This window comes from Pseudomonas chlororaphis, assembly GCA_001023535.1.
In the GTDB taxonomy this organism is placed as follows: domain Bacteria; phylum Pseudomonadota; class Gammaproteobacteria; order Pseudomonadales; family Pseudomonadaceae; genus Aquipseudomonas; species Aquipseudomonas chlororaphis_E.
Genome location: CP011020.1, coordinates 5,425,307 through 5,446,640, shown reverse-complemented (window position 1 = coordinate 5,446,640; position 21,334 = coordinate 5,425,307). Strand labels below are relative to the sequence as shown.

Annotated in this window: 21 protein-coding genes and 1 pseudogene; 5 read left to right on the top strand and 17 right to left on the bottom strand. The window is 64.4% G+C overall.

All coding sequences use genetic code 11. The features are described 5' to 3' along the window. Positions 1–161: 161 nt before the first annotated feature. On the bottom strand, positions 162–1,412 hold the full coding sequence (locus VM99_23755) for a membrane protein (GenBank protein ID AKK01849.1): 1,251 nt from the start codon (positions 1,410–1,412) through the stop codon (positions 162–164). A gap of 172 nt (positions 1,413–1,584) precedes the next feature. Here VM99_23755 and VM99_23750 point away from each other — a divergent pair, with 172 nt between their 5' ends. Both VM99_23750 and VM99_23745 read left to right on the top strand, forming a co-directional pair. Further along, positions 1,585–2,805 carry a hypothetical protein gene (locus VM99_23750; protein AKK00933.1) on the top strand — a complete coding sequence of 407 codons (1,221 nt, stop codon included), beginning with the start codon at positions 1,585–1,587 and terminating at the stop codon, positions 2,803–2,805. Continuing rightward, complete coding sequence (locus VM99_23745; GenBank protein AKK00932.1) at positions 2,786–3,613, top strand: serine acetyltransferase; 828 nt, start codon at positions 2,786–2,788, stop codon at positions 3,611–3,613. Before VM99_23750 ends, VM99_23745 begins: the two co-directional genes overlap by 20 nt. A 181-nt stretch (positions 3,614–3,794) precedes the next feature. Here the strand turns inward: VM99_23745 and VM99_23740 are convergent. The 4 genes and pseudogenes from VM99_23740 to VM99_23725 form a co-directional block, all read right to left on the bottom strand. Further along, a pseudogene (locus VM99_23740) lies at positions 3,795–4,412 on the bottom strand (glutathione S-transferase). After that, on the bottom strand, positions 4,409–4,930 hold the full coding sequence (locus VM99_23735; protein AKK00931.1) for a hypothetical protein: 522 nt from the start codon (positions 4,928–4,930) through the stop codon (positions 4,409–4,411). The pseudogene VM99_23740 and the gene VM99_23735 overlap by 4 nt, the downstream one beginning before the upstream one ends. A 25-nt stretch (positions 4,931–4,955) precedes the next feature. Next, the gene (locus VM99_23730; GenBank protein ID AKK00930.1) at positions 4,956–6,395 is read right to left on the bottom strand and encodes an aldehyde dehydrogenase; all 1,440 of its coding nucleotides are present in this window, start codon (positions 6,393–6,395) and stop codon (positions 4,956–4,958) included. Positions 6,396–6,418: 23 nt separating this feature from the next. Continuing rightward, positions 6,419–7,597, bottom strand: a complete 1,179-nt coding sequence (locus VM99_23725; protein ID AKK01848.1) for a hypothetical protein — start codon at positions 7,595–7,597, stop codon at positions 6,419–6,421. Positions 7,598–7,748: 151 nt separating this feature from the next. Here VM99_23725 and VM99_23720 point away from each other — a divergent pair, with 151 nt between their 5' ends. Beyond that, on the top strand, positions 7,749–8,522 hold the full coding sequence (locus tag VM99_23720; protein ID AKK00929.1) for a hypothetical protein: 774 nt from the start codon (positions 7,749–7,751) through the stop codon (positions 8,520–8,522). Between the two features lie 41 nt (positions 8,523–8,563). Here the strand turns inward: VM99_23720 and VM99_23715 are convergent, their stop codons facing one another. The 3 genes from VM99_23715 to VM99_23705 form a co-directional block, all read right to left on the bottom strand. Continuing rightward, positions 8,564–9,490 (bottom strand): rhizopine-binding protein, encoded by a 927-nt coding sequence (locus VM99_23715; protein AKK00928.1) that lies wholly within the window; start codon positions 9,488–9,490, stop codon positions 8,564–8,566. An 86-nt stretch (positions 9,491–9,576) separates the two neighbouring features. Continuing rightward, entirely contained in the window at positions 9,577–10,365 is a 789-nt protein-coding gene (locus tag VM99_23710; GenBank protein AKK00927.1) for a hydroxypyruvate isomerase, read from the bottom strand. Next, on the bottom strand, positions 10,362–11,384 hold the full coding sequence (locus tag VM99_23705; protein AKK00926.1) for a dehydrogenase: 1,023 nt from the start codon (positions 11,382–11,384) through the stop codon (positions 10,362–10,364). Before VM99_23705 ends, VM99_23710 begins: the two co-directional genes overlap by 4 nt. Positions 11,385–11,564: 180 nt before the next feature. On the opposite strand from VM99_23705, the gene VM99_23700 reads away from it, so the two are divergent. Beyond that, the gene (locus VM99_23700) at positions 11,565–13,586 is read left to right on the top strand and encodes an ATPase AAA (protein ID AKK00925.1); all 2,022 of its coding nucleotides are present in this window, start codon (positions 11,565–11,567) and stop codon (positions 13,584–13,586) included. Here the strand turns inward: VM99_23700 and VM99_23695 are convergent. The 6 genes from VM99_23695 to VM99_23670 form a co-directional block, all read right to left on the bottom strand. Continuing rightward, positions 13,560–13,805, bottom strand: coding sequence for a hypothetical protein (locus tag VM99_23695; protein AKK00924.1), 246 nt, complete (start codon positions 13,803–13,805; stop codon positions 13,560–13,562). The two genes, VM99_23700 and VM99_23695, sit on opposite strands and share 27 nt — an antisense overlap. A gap of 20 nt (positions 13,806–13,825) precedes the next feature. Continuing rightward, on the bottom strand, positions 13,826–14,443 hold the full coding sequence (locus tag VM99_23690) for a hypothetical protein (protein ID AKK01847.1): 618 nt from the start codon (positions 14,441–14,443) through the stop codon (positions 13,826–13,828). A gap of 69 nt (positions 14,444–14,512) precedes the next feature. Next, positions 14,513–15,268 carry an ABC transporter gene (locus VM99_23685; protein ID AKK00923.1) on the bottom strand — a complete coding sequence of 252 codons (756 nt, stop codon included), beginning with the start codon at positions 15,266–15,268 and terminating at the stop codon, positions 14,513–14,515. Continuing rightward, positions 15,265–15,735, bottom strand: a complete 471-nt coding sequence (locus VM99_23680) for an ABC transporter substrate-binding protein (GenBank protein ID AKK00922.1) — start codon at positions 15,733–15,735, stop codon at positions 15,265–15,267. The genes VM99_23685 and VM99_23680 overlap by 4 nt, the downstream gene beginning before the upstream one ends. A 12-nt stretch (positions 15,736–15,747) precedes the next feature. Then, on the bottom strand, positions 15,748–16,527 hold the full coding sequence (locus VM99_23675) for an ABC transporter permease (protein AKK00921.1): 780 nt from the start codon (positions 16,525–16,527) through the stop codon (positions 15,748–15,750). Next, positions 16,524–17,306: a toluene ABC transporter ATP-binding protein gene (locus tag VM99_23670; protein AKK01846.1), complete on the bottom strand. Its 783-nt coding sequence runs from the start codon at positions 17,304–17,306 to the stop codon at positions 16,524–16,526. The genes VM99_23675 and VM99_23670 overlap by 4 nt, the downstream gene beginning before the upstream one ends. A gap of 370 nt (positions 17,307–17,676) precedes the next feature. Here VM99_23670 and VM99_23665 point away from each other — a divergent pair, with 370 nt between their 5' ends. Continuing rightward, positions 17,677–18,180, top strand: coding sequence for a transcriptional regulator (locus VM99_23665; protein ID AKK01845.1), 504 nt, complete (start codon positions 17,677–17,679; stop codon positions 18,178–18,180). A 54-nt stretch (positions 18,181–18,234) separates the two neighbouring features. Here VM99_23665 and VM99_23660 read toward each other — a convergent pair whose 3' ends face one another. The 3 genes from VM99_23660 to VM99_23650 are packed head-to-tail and all read right to left on the bottom strand — an operon-like array spanning position 18,235 to position 21,333. After that, the gene (locus tag VM99_23660; protein ID AKK00920.1) at positions 18,235–19,164 is read right to left on the bottom strand and encodes an alcohol dehydrogenase; all 930 of its coding nucleotides are present in this window, start codon (positions 19,162–19,164) and stop codon (positions 18,235–18,237) included. Beyond that, positions 19,161–20,480 carry a lysophospholipase gene (locus tag VM99_23655; protein ID AKK00919.1) on the bottom strand — a complete coding sequence of 440 codons (1,320 nt, stop codon included), beginning with the start codon at positions 20,478–20,480 and terminating at the stop codon, positions 19,161–19,163. The genes VM99_23660 and VM99_23655 overlap by 4 nt, the downstream gene beginning before the upstream one ends. Further along, complete coding sequence (locus VM99_23650) at positions 20,464–21,333, bottom strand: aldo/keto reductase (protein ID AKK00918.1); 870 nt, start codon at positions 21,331–21,333, stop codon at positions 20,464–20,466. Before VM99_23650 ends, VM99_23655 begins: the two co-directional genes overlap by 17 nt. Position 21,334 lies beyond the last annotated feature (1 nt).

Here is a 21,334-nt window from a genome sequence, read left to right as displayed (position 1 = left end):
CGGCTTAACCCTGCGAGTGGAGATGTCACTCGATGGTGTTTGCCGGGGGAATAATTGACAACGCAGATTTATTCAACGCTGGGTTAAGGAGGGCTAAATCCAAGCGGCGGGAGGCCAGGCAGCGCGCTGCCTGGCCAGGGGGGAAGGGTCAGGGGAAAGGGTCAGAACACGGTTTTCTTGAAAGGGCGGCCGGAGACCCCTTGGTAGAACGACAGGATGGCGAGCGCCTGCACCACGACAGCGGCGGTCACGACGGCGATGATCGCCTGGTCCGGCTGGCTGAAGGCGGCGCGCACCAGGCCGAAGGACGCCGGGGCGAAGGCGTAGGTGGCCTGGCTGATCGCGACCATCAGCGCGATGACCCGCGCGGTTTGTTCGCGACTGAACTCGGTCTGCGCGATCAGTGGCGGCAGGGAGGTGGCGTTGCCGATGCCCGAGCCGATCAGCACCACCGCCATCCAGGCCACGCTCGGGTGCAGGTCCAGGCCCAGAAGCATCAGGGTGCCGAGCATCTGGATGGCGTAACCCAGGCAAGCCAGCAGCCTGCGGTTCATGCCCTGGGTCATCAGGCGCGCGGCGACGTAGCGCCCGCCCATCGCACTGGCGGTGGCCAGGCCCATGGCGAAGGAAGCGTCATGGGCGCCCATGCGTCCCACCAGGATCGAGTACAGGTGCGCGATCAGGCCGATCTGGGCGAACAGTCCCAGGGACATGCCGGCGGCCAGGGTACGGAAATTGGCCGCCTTCAAGGTCTGCGCGGCGGTCCATGGCGTGGCACTGGAACCGGGCGTCACCGGTTCCGGCTGGTCGGCATTGTCGGGATGCTGTCCGAGGCTTTGCGGGCTCTTGTTGAAGACCAGCAAGGCGAAGGCGCCGATCAGCAGCACGGCAGTGAGGCTGATCACCAGCGCCGCGGTGGCGAAGCCAAATCGCTCGATCAGTAAGACCCACAGCGGCGAAAAGATCACGCCGCCCATGCTGGCGCCGTTATAGGCCTTGCCCAAGGCCTTGGGCCGCTCCTTGACGTACCACGGAGCGATCAGGGTGTTGACGGCCGCGGCGCCCAGCGTCACCCAGCCGATGCCCGAGCACACCGCCCCGGCATACAGCACCCAGAGCTGGTTGGCCTGGGCCCAGATATTCACGCCGATGCCCAGGACAATGCAGCCCAGCAGGGTGATGGCGGGAATGCCGAAGCGCGCGTAAAGCCTGGGCAGGTTGGCGATCACGACGGTGCCGCTGAGAAAGTGCAGGGTGACGGCCATCGACACCTGGGCGATGGGCCAGCCCGTGCGCTCCATCACCGCCTGCATGTAGATCGGCGGCCCATAGAAGCCGATCCCCCAGCCGATGATCGCCAGGATGAACGTGCAGGTCAGTACGGTCTTTCCAAAAAAACGGGTGTGTGTCATCGCCATCTCCTCCATGTGGGCTCAAAGATTATGCTCCTGGCGGCGTGCTCACTTCGAGGCGCATCGAACAATGGATGTCGCCCTGGCTTTAGTTTTTTTCACGCCTGGGTTTAACGCAAATCGGTTTTCATCAAAGGGACGGCGGTCATCATAGGCGATGGAGGACGACATCATGATGCTGACTGAAAGCCAACGGCAAGACCTTGAGAGCAGGCTGATCGCACTGAGGCGCAGCTTGCACCGCATTCCCGAGACAGCCTACCAGGAGGTGCGCACCAGCGACCTGATCTGTGAGCGCCTGGAGACACTGGGCATCCCGTTCCTGCGGGGGATGGCCGGGACCGGCGTGGTGGGCTTTATCACCAAGGGCCAGGGCGGGCCTTGCATCGCGCTGCGGGCCGACATGGATGCCTTGCCCATCACCGAACACAATCGCTTCGAGCATGTGTCGCAGCACGCCGGCTGTATGCATGCCTGCGGCCACGATGGGCACATGGCGATGTTGCTGGGCGGCGCCGAATTGATTAGCCGCCACATGGATTTCAACGGCACGGTGTGCCTGGTATTCCAGCCGGCCGAGGAAGGCCATGCCGGCGCCAGGGCCATGCTCGACGACGGGCTGCTCGAGCGCTTCTCGATCCAGGCCATGGCCGGTCTGCACAATTGGCCCTCATTGCCTGCCAACTGTTTCGCCACACGACCCGGCGCCATGATGGCGTCGAGCAACAAGTTCGAGATCTGCCTCGAAGGCCGTGGCGGTCACGCGGCGCAACCGCATACCGCCACGAACCCGATCATCGCCGCCGCGCAGCTGTGCCTCGGGTTGCAGACCCTGGTGGCCGGCGAGGTCAAGGCCAGCGACAGCGCCGTGTTGACGGTGACCCAATTGCAGGCGGGCAATGGCTTCAATGTCATCCCCGATCAGGTGTCCATCCGCGGCACCGTACGGGCCTTCGACAGCCACACGGTGGACCGCCTGGCCGGGGCGATCGAGCGTCTGAGTGAAGGCATCGGCGCGGCGTTCGGGTGCCAGTCCAGGGTGGATTTTCGTCGCAGTTACCCGGCGCTGGTCAACAATCCGTTCATGGTAGGGTTGGCGGTGGACGCGGCCCGCCAGGTTTTCGCCCCGGGGCAGGTCAGCGCCCTGGCCGAGCCCACCATGGCGGCCGAGGATTTTGCTTTTTTCAGCGAGCGCATACCGAGTGTTTTCGCCTTTATCGGGTCGGCCAGCCACGCGGACGAACCGCCCTTGCACTCGGCTCACTACGATTTCAATGACGCGATCCTGTATTCGGGCGCGGCCTGGTTCGCCGCGTTCGCGCGGACCTGTTTCGCAGCCTTGAGTGCGACCAACGACCTGGGAGGTCAATGCAATGTTTCTGCTGAACGATGATGGATTTGCGGGGGCCGCGGAGCAGGACACCCGCGCGGGCGCATTGATGTGGGAGGCCCTGCGGGTGCAGGCGATGACGGCGGTGTTGCAGCATCCCGGGCTTGGCTGCCTGGTCGGCGAGCCGGTGCTTGAGTGCACGGGCCTGGGCGCGGGCATGGCGACGCGCATTGCGCACCTGCTGGTGCCGCACGATGCCCGGGAGCGTGGCTGGATGCTTGCCATGCTCCTTGAGTTCAGTCCCCGCCGGGATCTGGAGGACTGCATGGCGGCTGACCTGGAGGCGGTGGTTGAGCGCGACCCGGCGTTCCAGAACGAGCTGGAGGTGTTTCTGTTTGCCAAGGGCTATGCGGCGTTGCAGACCTATCGTTTCGCGCACCTGTTACTGCAGCAAGGCCGCCGGATGGAGGCCTTGTACCTGCAAGCCCGTTGCAACGTGGTCCTGGGGATCGACATCAACCCGGCGTGCCGAATCGGTCGGGGTGTGCTGCTGGACCATGGCACCGGCATCGTCATTGGCGAGACGGCGGTCGTGGAAGACCACGTGTCCATCCTGCAAGGCGTCACGTTGGGGGGCACCGGCAAGGACAGTGGCGACCGTCACCCCAAGGTCAGGACCGGCGTGATGATCGGGGCCGGGGCGAAGATCCTCGGCAATATCGAGATTGGCGCCGGCTCCAAGGTCGGGGCCAACAGCGTGGTGCTCAAGGCGGTGCCACCCAGGACCACGGTGGTGGGTGTGCCGGCCGCCGGGGTTGGGCAACCCAGGCATGAACGGCCCGCCCAGGAAATGGATCAATCGGTTAGCTAGTGGCCTGTACGGTTAATTCGAGTACTCAAATTAACCGTACAGGCCACTAGGCGCCAAGCGCGGCAAAAAAAGGCGAGAAGACCGTCTTCTCGCCGATGCGGCTGGCTCGGGCTCAAGGGGCGATGCGACGGGGATCGAACTCGTCCTTGACCAGGCCGAAGGTTTCATAACCCGGCTGTTGTGAGAGGCAGGCGTAGGGACTTTGCCAGCCGTCCAGGCTGGCGATCCGGCCCAGCCAGGCGATCACGGTCTCGGGCAGCTCGACCTGGGCCTGGTTGCTCCAGAACAGGTAGCCCGCCAGGGAGAAGTCGGCGATCGACAGTTCGTCATCAAGGATGTAGCGACGACCGTCGCGCAGTTCCTTGTCGAGCCGGCCGACGTCTTCCTGGAAGCGGCTGGCCAGCCACTGCACGGCGCCCGGCGGGTAGTCGTCCGGGAAGTAATTGCGGGCCAGGCGCAAATGCGGCAGCGACAGCCCGATCTTGTTCGCTTCCCACAGCAGCCATTCCTTGCACGTGACGGTGCCCCGTCGCCCGCTGCCACCGAACAGCCCCAGGGCATCGGCGAGCTCGATAAGGATGGCATTGGATTGCACGTAGTGCGCACCGTCGAGGGTCAGCAGCGGCACCTCGCCAAAACGCGCCAGGCTCAACGTCCTGAAGGGTTCGGGGCGCGCATCCCGATCGACGAGAATGTCCACTTGTCGGTAGGTGTAGTCCACCTTGGCCACGTCCAGCATCAACTTGACCTTGTAGCTGTGTCCGGACTCCGGGTGGCCGTACAGGGTGATCGACGTCATGGTGTTTGCTCCTTGCGGGTGTGGGTCATCCAGTGGACGTCGATCCAGCCGATGGGCGTGTCGATCGCCTCGGGCCAGAGGCCGATGTCCTTGAAACCGGCTTTTCGATAGCAATTGATCGCCAGGAGGTTCTCCTTCTTGACCCCGAGGTCGACCCGGGCGACGTTGAACCGCTCGTAGGCCAAGGCCAGTGCCTGGCGCAGGATGGCCTGGCCGTGCCCCTTGCCGCGGGCGTCGGGGTCGCCGATGAGGATGCGCGCAAAGCGCAGCGACAGGTGCGGCCAGATGTCCGAGAACTCGATGTGGCCGATCAGCTTTTCATCCGGGTCGAGCACCCCGAACAGGCTGCGCCATGGGTAGCGTTCGCCGGCTTTGTCCAGGTAGCGCTGCAACTGCTCCTTGTCCAAGGGGTAAGTGAAGGTCGCGCCGGCCCAGAGCGACAGGGTCTCTGGGCCATCGATCCAGGACATGACCGTGTCGAAGTCGCTGGCCTGGAAGGGTCTGAGGGTAACGTTCATGGTGATGCCTCCGTTGCCTCGCGAGTCAGGGGCGGGTCAGTTCGCTGATCAGGACCGTCGACAGGTAGCTGTCGTAGGTCTCGCTGCCGCCTTCGCTGCCGTAGCCACTGTCCTTGATGCCACCGAACGGTGTTTCCGGCATGCCCAGGCCGTAATGGTTGATCGAGATCATGCCGGCTTCCAGTTCCTCGGCGAGCCGGGCGCATTCGCTGCGGTCTTCGCTGAACCCATACGCGGCCAGGCCATAGGGCAGCGCATTGGCCTGCTCGATGACGCTGTCCAGGTCGGTGAAGGCAACCACCGGAATGATGGGGCCGAAGGGTTCTTCGCGCATCAGCCGGGCGGTCAGGGGGACGTTGGCGAGGATCGTGGGCTGGAAGAAATTGCCCGGGCGGTCCAGCCGAGTGCCGCCCATTACCAGGCTTGCACCCTGGGCCAGGCTGTCGTCGATCAGGGCTTGCAGGCGCGGGATCTGGCGAGCGTTGCACAGCGGCCCCATGCGGGTGTCGGGGTCCATGCCGTCACCGACCTGGAACCGACGGGTTTTTTCCACCAGGGCCGTCATGAAGTCATCGATCACCGACGCGTGGACGAAGAAGCGTGAAGGGGAGATGCAGATCTGTCCGGCGTTGCGCAATTTCGCGTCCACCAGCACGGTGCTGACCTTGTCGATGTCGCTGCTGGCGCAGACGATCACCGCGGCGTGGCCGCCCAGTTCCATGCTGACCCTTTTCATGTTTGCCCCGGCCTGGGCTGCGAGCTTTTTCCCCACGGCGATGGAACCGGTGAAGGACACCTTGGCGATCACGTCGGAGTCGATCAGGTAGCTGGAAATCTGCTCGGGGTTGCCCCAGACCAGGTTCAGGCAACCGTCGGGCAACCCGGCCCGCTGAAAGATGTCGGCGAGCGCCGCGACGGCCGAGGGGGCTTCTTCCGGGCCCTTGAGGATCAACGTGCAACCGGCTCCCAGCGCAGCGCAGATCTTGCGAATCGCCTGGTTGAAAGGGAAATTCCAGGGGGTGAAGGCACAGCACACGCCCACCGGCCGCTTGACCACCGATTGGCGGACCTTGGGGTTTCGGGCGGGAACCAGCCTGCCGTACAGCCGCTTGCATTCTTCGGCGTGCCACTTGGCGTGCTCGGCGCAGAACCGCACTTCCGCCAGGGCTTCGGCCAATGGCTTGCCCTGGTCGAGGGTGATCAATGCCGCGATCGATTCGGCTTCGCTCAAGATGATCCGGTAGGCTTCATAGAGCACCTTGCTGCGCTCTTCGGCGCTGCTGACCTTCCACCGTGCGAACGCCTGCTGCGCCGCTTGCAGGGCCTGGTCCAGGTCGTTTTGGTCGGCGCAGGCCAGGCGCCCGATCCTTTGCTGGGTGCTGGGGTTGGTGATGTCGAGGCTGGGCCTGTCCCCCTCGGGGTAGCGCCACTGGCCGTTGATGAACAAACCGATGTCCTTGTACATATGCCCTCCTTGAAAGTGCCCGTTCAGTGTCCGGACCAGGCGTTGTCAATGATGGTTTTGTAGTCGTGTACCGACAGCGGCTGCGGGTTGGTCCGGGCGGTCGGATCCGCGACGGCCAACTGGGCCATGAGGTCGGCATCGAAGGGGGAGTGGATGAGGTCGCGCAGGTGCGGGGGGATGCCCAGGCTGGCCAGGAAATCCTTGAGCCAGGCGACAAACGATTCGTAGCCAGGTTGCGCCAAGCCCAGGCTCTCGCACAGGCGCACCAGCTTGGCTTCGATCACCGGGCGGTTGTGGGCGATCACATAGGGCAGCAGCACGCCATTGGTCAGGCCATGGTGGGTGCCATACGTACCGCCGATGGAGTGGCTGATGGCGTGCACGGCACCCAGTCCCTTGTGAAAGGCCACCGCCCCCATCAGGGCCGCGGCGCTCAGGTGGCAGCGGGCCTGGAGATCGCTGCCGTCCTGCACCGCGATGGGCAGCCATTGTTTGATGAGGTTCATGGCCTGGAGCGCAATGCCGTCTCCCATGGGGTGGAAACTGTTGGCGCAGTACGCCTCGAAGGCATGGGAGAAGGCATCGATCCCCACCGCGGCGGTCACCGGCCCCGGCACGGTCAGGGTCAGGGCTGGATCGACGATGACCAGGGACGACAGCATCCTGGGGTGGAATATCAGCCGCTTGCGGTTTTCCTGGCTGTCCAGCAACACGGCGGCCCGGCCCACCTCGGCCCCGGTGCCTGCGGTGGTCGGCACGCTGATGATCGGCGGCACGTCGGCATTGGCGGCCTGCCACCGATTGGGCAGGCTCTCGAAGGTCCAGATCGGCTTGGTCTGCACGGCCATGAAGGCAATCGCCTTGGCCAGGTCCAGGGCGCTTCCGCCGCCGATGCCGACCACCATGTCGCGGGCATATTCGTTGAAGGCGATGACGCCTTGTTCGAGCATGTCGGTGTCGGGGTCGGAGCGGAAGTTCGAGAACAGCTTGAGGTCGATACCCGACTGCTTGCAGCGCTCCAGGGCGCGCAAGATCAAGGGGTGCTCGACCAGCCGTTCGTCAATGATCACCAGCGGCCGATGTTTGCCGAGAAAGGCGCAGCCGTTGACGAGGTCGTCGACCCGCTCGACACCAAACCAGATAGGCGTGGGGTAGCTCCAGTCGACATGGAATGATTGCGTGTTGAAGATCGGATTGTTCATCTGCATGGCGTTCCTCCTTTTGACCTTTTTAGGTCGATCACACAGGTGATACAACGCACAAAAGCTGAACCCTGGCTTTAGAAAAAATGACCTGAAGACGCCTGCGCAACGCTTAAGATCCGGTCGGGATCGATCCTTGAAAGGTGCGCCGATGGTGGAACTCATTGAGCTGAAGGCACAGGGGCAGGCTTGCCTGATCGTGATACATGGCACGGCGGGCCATCCGCGCTCTACCTGGGAGGCATTCGCCAATCACTTGGAGGGTCCTTACCGGGTCCTGGCCGTTGACTGGTCGCGGCTGGAGCGCGAGAGCACGGTCGCGCAAACCCTTGATGGCCTGGGCCGACAAATTGCCGGGAAGATTCGCGATGGCGGCGTGGGCGGTGTCCACCTGGTGGGGTATTCGCTGGGGGCCGCGGTGGCGGTTGAAGTGGCGAGCGTGCTGGGGCCGCAGGTGCTGTCGCTGAGCCTGATTGCACCGTTCGACAATGCCCGTGACCCGCAGGTGCGGCGAACCTTCGGCTATTGGCAACGGCTGCTCGAAGACCACCCGATGAAGCTGGCGGCCGAGATCGTGACGCGTGGTTTTTCCAGCCCTGGCCTGCGGGCGATGTCCGCAACCCAGGTGACCACGTGCATCGAGGATTTTTACCAGCGGGTTCACTGGCCGGCGGTTGCCGTCCAGATGCGGCTCAACCTGACGTTGGATGTCTCGTCGCAGCTATCGCGGCTCGAATGCCCGACGGCCGTGATCATTGGCCTGGATGACCGCTTGATTCCGCCCTCGGTGAGCGTGGCCCTGTATCGCCAGTTGCCCCGTGGCGCCTTGTTCTCGTTGCCGTGTGGCCACTTGATGCTCGCCGAAGATCCCCTTGGGCTGGCGCGGATTGTCCAACGTTTCGTCTCTGATGAAAAACGCCGCTGACCCTTGGTCGGGACAGCGGCGTCGAGGCCAGGCGCCAACGACTACTGGTAATGCTGCTCGAACGTCGCCACCTGTTCCGGCTTGATCAGTTGGAAGGGTACCCAGACTTCCGACTCTACCGGCTCGCCCTTGATCATCTTGATGGCCGCTTGCAGGGCGATGCTCGCCTGGGCCTTGGGGTCCTGGAACACCGAGGCGACGAGCAACCCGCGCTTGATTGCCGCCAGCCCGTCGGGCAGGCCGTCGATGCCGACAATGGCGATTTCGCCCTTGGCCTTGCCGGCCTGTTGCAAGGCCATGGCCGCGCCGATGGCCATTTCGTCGTTGTTGGCGACGATGGCGTCGAAAGAGGCACCGGCCAGCAGCCAGTTGCTGGTCAGGTCCATGCCCTTGGCCCGCTGCCACTCGGCACTTTGCTGTTCGACGATGGTAATTGCGGGATAGTCCTTGAGCACCTGCTTGACCCCTTCGGTGCGGTCGTGCGTGGCGTTCTGCGCGAGGTCGCCCATGATGATCGCGAGGGTGCCTTTGCCTTTGAGTTTTTCCGCCAGATAGCGCATTTGCAACTGGCCGGCCTCGATGTCGTTCGAGGCCACGGTGACCACGCCCTTGGGCAGGGAGCGCTCGTCCGGGTGCCGGTTGACGTAGACCAGCGGCACCTTCGCCTCGACGGCGGCGCGGGTCATGTTGGTGGTGGCGGCGGTGTCCACGGGCAGGACGATGACCGCATCGACCTTCTGGTTGATGAAGCCCTGGACCTGATTGAGCTGGCGCACGACATCGCCCTGGGCGTCCTCGAACTGGACCTGGACATTGTCTTTCCGGGCGGCGTCTTCCAGGCCGCTGCGCACATAGGTCATGAAGTTATCGTCAACCCGGGCGATGCTGACGCCGATGCGATAGCTGGCGTTGGCCCATTGGCTGAAGACGAGTAGCAGCGTGGCAAAAAACAAAGTGCAGCGACGCATGAGGGTGTTCCTTTTGTTGTTATGAGTCGATCAGGCGTGGCGGTCGGCGGCGCTTGGACCCGTGGCCCAGAGGCGCCGCGTCGTCCTCAGTCCAGTGTGAAGGCTTGTCGGAAGCGTTCAAGGGCCATGTCGCTGTCACCGCTGGCCCAGCCCTCCAGGCCGACGACACCGGTATAGCCGATGCCGAACAAGGCCTTGGCAATGGCCGGGTAGTGGATTTCACCCGTGCCCGGTTCCCTGCGCCCCGGCACATCCGCGACCTGGATTTCACCGATGGCGCTGCCGGCGCGCTGGATCAGCTCGATCAGGTTTCCTTCGCCGATCTGCGCATGATAGAGGTCCAGGTTCATCTTGAGGTGAGGGCTGCCCACGGCCTCGATCAACGCCAGGGTATCGTCGGCGCGTGCGAACGGCGTGCCGGGGTGGTCCACCTCGGTGTTGAGGTTTTCCAGCAGGAAGACCCGGCCGGCGTCTTCGCCCAGGCGGGCGATTTTTTCCAGGGTCTTGCAAGCGCTCAGCCACATGCGACCGGTGGTGAGGGCCACCGGTTTGACGGGCAAGCCTTGGTCGCCCAGGCCCGTGCCGTGCAGGTTCAGGCTTGGGCAGTTCAATCGGGCGGCGACGGCCAGGGATTCGCGCGCGCTGTCGAGCAATTGCTGGATGCCCTGCGGATCGGTCAGGTTGCCCTCGATGTAGCCGGTCATCGACGTGAAGTCGGCGCCGGTGGCAACCAGGGCGGCGATGTCCTTTTGGGTCCAGTCCCAGATTTCAGCACTGAAGCCCAGCGCATGAATCCGTTCGACCCGTTCGATGAAGGGCCGGTCGAGGAAGACCATTTCGGCGCTGACCGCCAGCTTGAAGGGGGTAAAGCTCATGGCCGGCCTCCTTGCACGCGCACCGGCTGGCCTTGCTGGAACGACTCGATGCACGCACGGGCAATGGCCAGCGCGGCCCGGGCGTCTTCGCCGCTGGCCAGCGGTTTGGCACCGCTGCGCAGGCAGTCGACGAAGTGGTTGAGCTCGGCCACGTAGGCATCGCGCAGCAGGTCGGTGTCCAGGCGCTGTGTGTCGGCCTGGATGCCATCGGCCAGGTAGCGCACCAGGTCGCCATCGTGCACGCCACCCATGGTCAACATGCCGGCGCTGCCGAACACCTCGCCCCGGACATCGTAGCCATACACGGCCTGGAAGTTCGCCTCGGCGGTGGCGATGGCGCCATTGTCGAAACGCAGGGTCACCGTGGCGGTGTCGAGCAACCCCTTGCTTTTGAATGCCGGGGCGATCAGGGCATCGGCCATCACGAAGACCTCGACCACTTCGGCGCCGGGATTGAGGTAGCGCAAGGTGTCGAAATCGTGGATCAGGGTTTCCAGGAAGATGACCCACTGTGGCGAGTTGGCCGGGTTGTTCAACGCCGGGTCGCGAGTCAGCGAGCGCAGCAGTTGTGGGGTGCCGATGCGGCCGGCGGCCACGTCCAGGTGGGCGGTGCGAAAGCTCTTGGCGAAGCGGCGGTTGAAACCCACTTGCAGGGTGACCCGGGCATTGGCTGCGACGGCGATGGCGCGGTCGGCTTCGTCAAGGGTGATGGCCATGGGTTTTTCGCAGAACACATGCTTACCGGCACGGGCGGCGTTGATGACCAGCTCGGCGTGGCTGCGGGCCGGAGCGGCGATCAACACGCCGTCGATCTCGGGGTCGTCAAGCAACTGCTGGGGGTCGGTATAGACCCGCGTCACGTCCAGTTGTGCAGCCAGGCGGGCGGCTTGGCCAGGCGTCGGGTCGGCGATGGCCGCCAGGCAGGCACCGGGAATGTGGCGGGCGGCCGTCAGGCCGTGAAAGCTGCCCATGCGACCGGCACCGATGAGGCCGAGGCGAATGATCTTGGATGTGTTCATGAAACGGGCTTCCTTGTTGTTATGAGCCAGTGGTTGCACTGTGCTGAGAAAGAGCAAGCCCTGTGCCAGTTAATAAGCAATTGATAAATAACGATTTATTTTTGAGTTGATGGAAAAAGTGTTAAATCTAATGACATGCCTATACTGGACATGTCTAAAAAATGAACATTGGAGAAGCCTGTGCTACCGGCGCCCATCGCTGTCAGCGAGCAAGACCTCGACTACATCACTTCCCTCGGTCCGGCGTCGTTGAGTGACGGGCCGATCCCCGAGTTGGAACGGGCCTGGCTGGCGTGCCTGGCGGGACGCGTCGAGCGCCCCGCCGGGGTCCGGCAGGTGATCTGGAACTCCTGGCTGCGCAGCGTCGAGGCCGGTCTCGATCCCGAGGATGGCGTGTACCGCTTCGTCGAGCCGGCCGTGCTGACCGCGACGCTGGCCGCCCACCGGGCGATGATTGCGGTGGCCGCCGAGGTCATGGGCGGATTGCTGGCCTACAACCCCAGGGGGCACATCAACCTGACCGATGCCCAAGGGACCACGCTGTACTTCTGCGGCCTCGACCTCACGCCGGTGGGCAGCCGCCTGCTGGAATCGGTGCAAGGCACCAATTGCACCGGCCTGGCGCTGGCGGAAGACCGCCTGGTCTACGTGCTGGCCGAAGAGAACTTCGGCACTGGCCTGCGTCGACGGCGCATGCATTGTGCCGCCGCCCCGATCCGTGACCCGCAGGGCCGGACACTGGCCATCCTGACCCTGACGGCAGAGCCGGGCTGGTTTCACTTCCATACGCTGGGCACCGTCCAGGCCGCCGCTGAAGCCGTCTCGCGACAGATGGCACTCCAGGCGTTGCTGGAGGAGCAACAGACGGTGCTTGAAGTGCTCAACGAAGGCTTGGTCGTGCTGGACGAGCGCGGCTGCATCAGGGCCATCAACGGCTACGCGCGACAGCTGTTTGGCGTCGGACGCGACCTGCTGGGCCAGCCGTTCCAACGCCTGGGCCAGAGCGAGCTGAGCGACAAAATGTTGCTGCGTGGCGGAGAAGGGCTGCGAGACCTGGATTGCACGTTCGAACTGCATGACCGCAGCCACCTGGCGTGCCTGGTGTCGGTGTGTGCGCTGGAGCAGGGCGGCCGCATCGTTTCGCTGCGCGAGAACCGGCGCATCCGGGACATCACGCGACGGCTCATCGGTACCCAGGCCAGCTACACCTTCGACACCATCCAGGGCAGTTCCCGGGCGATCCAGGACGCGCTGCACCTGGGGCGCATCGCCAGTCGCAGCGACTCGACCACGTTGATCCTTGGTGAGAGCGGCACCGGCAAGGAACTGTTCGCCCAGGCGATCCACAACGCCAGCGAGCGGCGCGGCGGCCCGTTCGTGGCGGTCAACTGCGGGGCGATCCCGCGGGACCTGGTGCAGAGCGAGTTGTTCGGGCATGTCGAAGGCGCCTTCACCGGTTCGGCGCGCGGCGGCTCGGCCGGCAAGTTCGAGTTGGCCGATGGCGGCACGATCTTTCTCGACGAAATCGGTGACATGTCATTCGGTGCCCAGGTCAGCCTGTTGCGGGTCTTGCAGGAAGGCGAGGTCACCCGGGTGGGGGCGAAGAAATCCCAGCGGGTGAACGTGCGCATCATCGCCGCCACCCACCGCAACCTCAGCCAGGCCGTGGCCGATGGCGCGTTTCGCGAAGACCTTTACTACCGGCTCAATGTGCTGAACCTGACGGTGCCGCCGCTGCGCATGCGTCGCGAGGATGTGCCGTTGCTGGCGCAGCATTTCCTCGGCCGCTGCGCCCGTTCACTGCGCAAGGCGGTGCGAGGCATCTCGCCGCAGGCGCTGGATGTGCTGTCTGCCTATCACTGGCCAGGCAATGTGCGGGAGCTGGAAAACATCATCGAGCGAGCCACCAACCTGGCGGTCGGCGAGTTGATCCAGGCGGATGACCTGCCCCTGGAACTCCAGCAGCGTGGCCGGCCGTCACTGCCCGGCAGCGCGGCTGAGCGCTCGCCGGCGATGGGGCTCGATGCCCACGAAATGAACGCGATCGTCGCGGCCCTCAAGGAAACCCGAGGCAACATCCGCCTCGCCGCCCGGCAACTGAATGTGTCCCGGGGCGGGCTGTACAACAAGATGAGTCGGTATGGGTTGAGTGCCGAAACGTTTCGTTGCGATGAGCTAGATCGGGGGCTCGGCAAACAGTAGGGCTTCGACGCCGTGCAGCCGTGCCAAGGCCAGCAGCCGCGGCGGCGCATTCGTCACCCTGAAGGGCTCGGCGCGATGCCTGGCACGTCGGCGCGCCTCCAGCAGCAGGGCCAGGGTTGACGTGTCGAAGCGCGCCAGGGCACTGGCGTCGATACAGCTTGCGTCGCCCAGTTGGCTGAGCAGCGTGTTGAACTGCGTTGCAGTGGCGTGGGCGGGCAACCGCCATGTCGAGGGAGCGTTCACGATGGGTTGCCTTTGCGATTCTGTTCGGCCAGGGCCTCGATGAGGCTGTCTATTCCGCCTTTGGCCAGGAGCTCGGCAAACTGCGAGCGATAGCTGAGCGTGACCCAGATGCCATCCAGGCTCACGTCGACTATTTTCCAGTCGTCCCCCACCTTGTCCAATCGGTAATCGAGTTGGTGCGTTTCCCCGCGGCCCGATGCCCGGGACCGCACGATGACCTGGGACGGTTGGTTGGGGACGGGAAGGGTGTCGGTGACCTCCACCGAGTAATCGCTGATCTGCCGGATGCCGCCCGCATAGAAGTGAATCAGCAAGGTCTTGAATTCCTCTTGCAGGCGCTGCCGTTGGGCAAGCGTCGCATCGCGCCAGCGCGGGCCGACGGCCGAACGGGTGACCCGTTGGAAATCGATCGCCGGAATGAGCGTCGCTTTCACCCGTTCGATGAGGGCGGTGGCGTCACCCGGCGAGGATCGATCGCGCTGGGTGGCGTCGATGACTTCGCTCGAAAGTTGGCGTACCCACGCCTGCGGTGGCGTCTGAGCGTACGCCGAGTCCAGTGCAAGCAGGCAGGCGAGCGCCCACAGGGCACCGCCCGCGAGGGTTGTGAAGAAAATCCTGGAAGGCATCTGCTGTTCCTCTGGTGTTCTTGGGGCATCAGCTGGTGGGGCTGACGCTGCGGGGTTTCATTGAGGGCGAAGCGGGGCGTCGGCCGCCGGCCCGTCCTCGAAGTCTTCGAAGTCCACCGGTGGCGATCCGTCGTGGACCAGGCTCTGGCGCCGTTGCAGATAGGCGTCGCGAGTGAAGCTGTAGCGATCCAACGCAACGTCGTCGAGCAGTGCCGTGGTATCGAGCAGGTTCGCCCGTGCCTGCACCGCCTGCAGCCCGGTGATCGCGACCTGGCCGGCAGTCGCGCTCGCCAATTGGCTGGGCGACGCCAGTGAGAGTTCCGTCGCCACGCCCACTCCATCGCGCACGGAGGAGGGGCCTAGCAGCGGAAGGACCAGGTAGGGACCACTCGCCAGGCCCCAGACGCCCAGCGTCTGCCCGAAATCTTCCGGTTGGCGCGCAAGGCCCATCAAGGTGGCCACGTCGAACACCCCGAGCACTCCCAGCACGGTATTGGTGATCACCCGCGCACCCATCTCGGCACCGGGCTGCACCTTGTTCTGGAGCAGGTGATTGGCGGTCGACCACAGGTCGGCAAAGTTGTTGAAGACGTTGCCCACGCCGCTGCGCACGGGTGACGGGACATGGTCGCGATAGCCTTGGGCGACGGGGGCCAGGACGCTACGGTCCACGGTGTCGTTGAAGGCATAGACCTTGCGGTTCCAAGGCTCCCATGGGTCGACGCGCTGGGCGGCCGGCGATGGGCCTGGAGAGACGCTTGCGCAACCCATGAGCAGTTGCACGGCCACCAGCCAAGTCAGCAGCCGGCTCATGGCTGGCTCCCTGATTCGGCGCCGCGACCCGTGAGGAATTGACCGATCAGGTTCTCCAGCACGACCGCCGACTGCGTCTGTGTGACGGTCGCCCCGGAGGCGAGTGTCAAGTCGTCGCCGCCGGGCTCGATCCCAATGTACTGCTCGCCCAGCAATCCCGAGGTGAGGATTTTTGCGGCGGAATCCACCGGAAATCGATAGCGCTCATCGATGGCCAGAGTGACCACCGCCTGGAAGCGCTCGGGGTCGAAGGTGATGGCGTCTACGCGTCCGACCCTCACCCCGGCGCTCTTCACCGGCGCTCGCGGCCGCAAGCTGCCGATGTTGGAAAAATGTGCGGTCAATGCGTAGGTTTTGCCTGCTTCGAAGTTGCCCAGGTTGGCCGCCTTGAGTGCCAGAAAGAGCAGCGCCAGGAGTGCCAGCAGAACGAACAGGCCAACGAGTGTCTCGGTGCTCTTGAGGGTCATGGGGACATACTCCTAGCGGGGGCTGAACATCAGCGCGGTCAAGATGAAATCGGTGCAGAGGACGCACAGTGAAGCGATGACGACCCCCCGCGTGGTGGCGGCGGCGACGCCTTCGGGCGTCGGCCGTGCCTCGTAACCCTGGTAGAGCGCCGTGGCCGTGACCACGATGCCGAAGAAGAAGCTCTTGACCAGGCCGTTGCCGATGTCGCGCCAGGCATCGACCCCGTTCTGCTGGATCGCCCAGAAGTTGCCGGCATCCACGCCAAGCAGCGGCACGGCAACGACATAGGCACCGAGAATCCCCACGGCGCTGAAGAGCAAGGCCAGCAGCGGCATGACCGCGATGCCGGCGATAAAGCGCGGCGTCAGTACGCGGGCCAGCGGGTCGATGGCCATCAGTTCCATCGCCAGGAGTTGCTCGCCGGCTTTCATCAAGCCGATCTGCGCCGTGAGCGATGTGCCCGCACGGCCGGCGAACAGCAGGGCCGCGACCACCGGGCCGAGCTCGCGCACCAGCGAGAGGTTCACCACCAACCCCAGGGTTTCGGCAGTGCCGTAGGTGGCCAGCGTGAGGTAAAGCTGCAGCGCCAGTACCAGTCCCACTGCGGTCCCCGAAGCCAGGATGAGTGCCAGCGAGCGATTGCCGGTGGCATGCAACTGGTCGACCACGTGCCGGGAGCGACGCAGGGCGGCAGGGATCGCGCGGGTCATCCTGAGGCAGAGCACTGTGGCCTGGCCCAGCGCCTGCACGCGATCGAGGGTGACGTGACCGAGCGCTCGCAACGCCGTCATTGTGTTCGCCCCAGTTGCTCGTCGATGGGCTCGGCGGGGTAGTGGAATCTCACCGGGCCATCGGGTTCGCCCCGGATGAACTGGCGCACTTCGGGATCGCTGCTGGCCTGCAGCTCGGCAGGGGTTCCACGTGCGATCAGCCGGCCCCCGGAGGTCATGAGGTAGGCGTAGTCGCAGACCGCGAACGACTCGCGTACGTCATGGGTCACCATCAGCGTGGTTGCGCCGGTGGCGTCGTTCAGACTGCGGATCAGGTTGGCGATGACGCCCAGGGAAATGGGGTCCAGCCCGGAGAACGGCTCGTCATACAGCAAGAGCTCGGGGTCCAGCGCAATGGCCCTGGCCAGCGCGATACGCCGGGCCATGCCACCCGAGAGCTGATCGATGCGCAGGTTTGCCGCGCCGCGCAGTCCCACCGCATTGAGCTTCATCAAGACGATGTCGCGGATGGCGGGCTCACCCAGGTCGGTGTGCTCGCGCAACGCGAACGCCACGTTCTCGTACACCGTCAAGTCGGTAAACAGCGCGCCGAACTGCAGCAGCATGCCCAGCCTGCGCCGCAGCGCGTGGAGCTGGGTTTTGTCGGTGGCGTCGAAGTGTTCACCCTCCAGGGTCAGATGCCCGGAACAGGGGGCATGCACCCCCGCGACCAGATGCAACAACGTGGTCTTGCCACAGCCGGAACCACCCAGGATGGCCGTGACCTTGCCACGAGGGAAACGCATGGACACGTCGCTGAGGACCCTCCTGTCGCCGTAGTTGAAAGAGACCTGGTGCAGTTCAACGAAGGCCTCGTCTTGCGTCCCTTCCTGGCAGCGGCTGAGAGGGTGTCCAGCACTGACGGCGGACAGCTCCTGGGACGGTGTGGCGTGGCGACTGGACATGGCTCTGCCCCTTTTTAGGGTGAACATTTGAGAGTTGGATGGTACTTATGCGTAAAAATTGAATCAATAAAGATTCATAAGATACGGTTACGATTTGTTTCTTGATGTAATGGTTCGTACGAGCAGCATGACCCCTGAGGTGGGTGGTGAAGATCGCCAGGGACCCTGATAGGATTCACGCCCTCTTGAATCGGTATTTGGTGAGAACCCTGTGGCAGGCCCGGAGATTCAGGCCGATGACAGCCAACTTCTGGCGTCATTGGCGATGGCGATGGTGGAACACCCGCGAGGCACCTTGATGGAGTTGGCCAGGGCAGTGGGGATCAGCAAGGCCACGCTGTACCGCTATTGCCAGACTCGCGATGCGCTGGTCACCCGTTTGATGGTCCATAGCATGAGCTTGCTGAGCCAGGCGATGCACCGCGCAGCGCTCGATTCGTCGCCTCCCTTGGAGGCACTCGGGCGCCTTAACGCCAATTACCTCGAGCATCGCGAGCTGATCACGTTCCTGATGTATTTCCGACGGGAGAAGTACGCGGCCCAGGACGCGAACAAGGCCTCGGAGTGGGAACTGCGCCTTGATGGGTTCTTCCTGCGCGGCCAGCGCGAAGGGGTGTTTCGCATCGACATCCCGGCGGCGGGCCTGACCGAACTCTGGGCCGCCACGATGATCGGGCTGGTCGATGCAGAGCGACGAGGCCGCATTGCCCGGGCGGGTTTGGCCGGGGTGATCGAACAGGCGTTTCTCGAAGGCGTTTGCGCCCGATAGACCCTGCGGCTGGACAAGGTCGATCGCCTGTCGACCCTGCCCAACGTGGCGCGGTTACATGAGCAAGACGATCCGGCCGAGCCGCCGATGCCCCTGTTCGGCGGCCTTGATGACCGACAGCGCATCCGCGAACGGTGCCTCCAGCCCGATGCAACCATGCAACGTCCCTTCGGCGGACAACCTGGCGATGTCCTCCAGGTTCTTGTAGCCGCTGGTGGAGAACGTCATCCGGTAGCGTCCGGATACCAGGCCCCGCAACACTCTGCCGGGGGTCGGATTGATGTCGATGAAGCGGCCCTTGGGCTTGAGTAGCTTCAGCCCGTCGTCGAGCGTCAGCGTACCGAGGGTATCGAATACCGCGTCGTAGAGACCCTCGGCGGCGAACGAGGCTTTGTCCGAGTACGTCAACGCGGGGTTGACCCCGGCAGCCTTCACGGCGGCCAGCGAGGCAGCGCCGCAGGCGCCGGAAACCTGCGCCCCATGGGCCAGCGCAAGCTGAACCGCGCAGCTTCCCACCGCGCCGCTGCACCCGTGAATGAAGATCCTCGAACCAGGGCCCGCGTCTGCGATGCCTAAGATGGCGGCCCACGCCGTCGTGGCCGGGATCGGGAGGCAGGCGGCCTCGCTGAAGGAGAGTGAGGCGGGCTTGCGTACGACCAGCTTGGCGTTGGCGTCGATGACTTCGGCGAACGCACCTTGCCGGCTGATCTCGGTCGTGCCGAACACCTCGTCGCCCACTTGAAACCCGCTGACCTGGGCACCGATCTGCTCCACCACGCCGGCGAAGTCAGAGCCCATGCCTTGGGGAAATTTCCATCCGCTGACCAGCTTCATGTCGCCGCGCCGCACCTTCCAGTCGAGGGGGTTGAGCGCCGCCGCTTTGACGCGAACGCGGACCCTTTGAGGCGCCAGCGGTGGCAGCGTGTAGTCGGCAAACGACATTTCTTCAGGGCCACCGTAGCGGCCAAATTGCACTCTCTTCATGGACGACTCGTCTTGAGGGGTGTGGGGGAACCGGATGCATCGCTGGGGTTGCTGTGAGTCGTCGTCCGCTCGCTCTCGGCGCTGACGCTGTGGGGCTGGGGACCGCCCAGCACGTGTGCCATCACTGAGGTCTGCCAGTCCAGGTAAGGGTTGAAGGTCAGCCGGGCGTGGATCTTTCCTTCTTCGCGATACCCCCAGTCCGAATACCAGACGGGCACGCCCTGCTCGCAGACCTGCGTGTCTTTTTCACGCAAGCCGTTAAGACAGATGCGCAAGCTGCCGCCGTTGCCGTAGAGGGGATTGTCCGCAGAAAACATCAGGCCCATGTGCGAGAACTGACTGATGTGCCATTCGGGCAGGCGGTCAGGGCGGATCAGTACACGCTGCCGATCCACCAGGCCGTCGGGTTCATCGCCATACCAGACCAGGCGGCTGTCCGGGTGCGTGAAGCGCCGTTGGAAAACCTCGAGCAGGTAATCGGTGTTCAGCACCGAGTCGTGTTGGGCGACCACCATGAAGACCGGCTTGTCATAGGTCCGGTCACGCAACAGTTGGCGCGCATTGGCGCTGGTGCGATAGAACTGGGCGAATCCGTTGGCGGGCACATTGAAGTACTTGAAGGCGTTTTGCATGGGCAGGCTGCCGCCCGGCTTGATAAGCCAGGGTCGGAGGCGGGCCACCGGCGGCGCAAGCCAGTCGAAGGGCGAGCTCTTGAACCCGGGGGAGAACAACACCAACCCGGCGATCTGGGGATGGGCGTAGCCGTATTCGAGCACCAGGTTGGCGCCCGTGGAGAAACCGCCCAGGTAAACGGGGCCCTCGACATCCCGTTGCAGTGCATTGGCCTGCTCCCAGACCACTTGGCGCCATTGTTGCGCGGTGGTTTCCAGCAGGTCTTCGGGACGCGTCCCGTGACCGGGGAGCAGGATGGTCCGCACAAGGAAACCCTGCCTGGCCAGCGGTTGCGCCAGGTCCTGGAACGACCAGGGCGAATCGCCGAGACCGTGCACGAGCAGAATTCCTTTGCGCGGCCTGGCGCCTGCGTCGGATGACGCCGGCCGCCACTCCTGCGGCGCATTCCAGGCCAGCTCGGCGGCCGCGTCGGCAAGCTGGAAGCGGCGGTTGGCCTGGATTCGCTGGATGGTGTCGCGCCGGTAGTCTTCGAAGCTGACCGATGCAACGGGCGGTTCGCTGAAATTCGCCGTGGTGCAGCCGGCCATCAACGCCGCGACCGCCGCCGTCATCGCCAGTAGCGCGCAGCCGACCCACAGGCGTCCCACGACGGGCCATCGACCCGACTCAGGCGAGGTCGGCATGATCTTCGTCAGTCAGCTGGATGTTGGCGGCGGCGACATTCTCGTTCAGATGCTGGATCGAGCCCGTGCCAGGGATCGCCAGCATCGCCGGCGACAACGCCAGCAACCAGGCCAGTGCTACCTGGGAGGGTGTGGCAGCGTGCCGCTTCGCTACTCGGTCCAGCCGCGCCTCGTCGAGGTTGCCCGCGCCTCCGCCCAGCGGAAAGAATGGACAGAAAGCTATGCCTGCCTCCTCGCAGGCCTTGAGCAACCCCAAGTCCTGGCGTCTGGCGATGTGAAAGTTGTTTTGGACCGCCGCGACCGGCGCGATGGCGCGGGCTTGCGTCAGATGACCGTGGTCGATGTTGCTCAGGCCAAGGTGGCGTATCAGGCCTTCCTCGCGCAGCGCGGCCAGCGCTTCGAATCGCTCCGCCAGGGACTCGCCGTGGGGCGGCGACATTTCGCCGATGCGCAGATAGACCAGGTCAAGACGATCCAGGCCCAGGTTTGTCAGGTTCGCTTCAACCAGCCCTCGCATCTGGGAACCCGTTGCCGGACGGTGACTGCCATCTGCATTGAACACCACGCCCACCTTGGTGGCGATCACCAAGTCGGACGGGTAGGGGTGCAATGCCTCGCGGATAAGCGAGTTGGCACGCACGGTGCCATCGCTGCTGCGATAGAAATCAGCCGTGTCGATCAGATTGACGCCCAGTTCCAAGGCACGGCGCAGTACCGCGCGTCCGGTTTCAGGGTCGCGCGCCGGCCCTCGAAAGCCGTTGCAGGGCAGGCGCATGGCGCCAAAGCCGAGCCGGTTGATGGGCAGGTCTGCGCCAAGGCGCCATTGACGTGGATTGAGAGCGGGTGTGTTCATG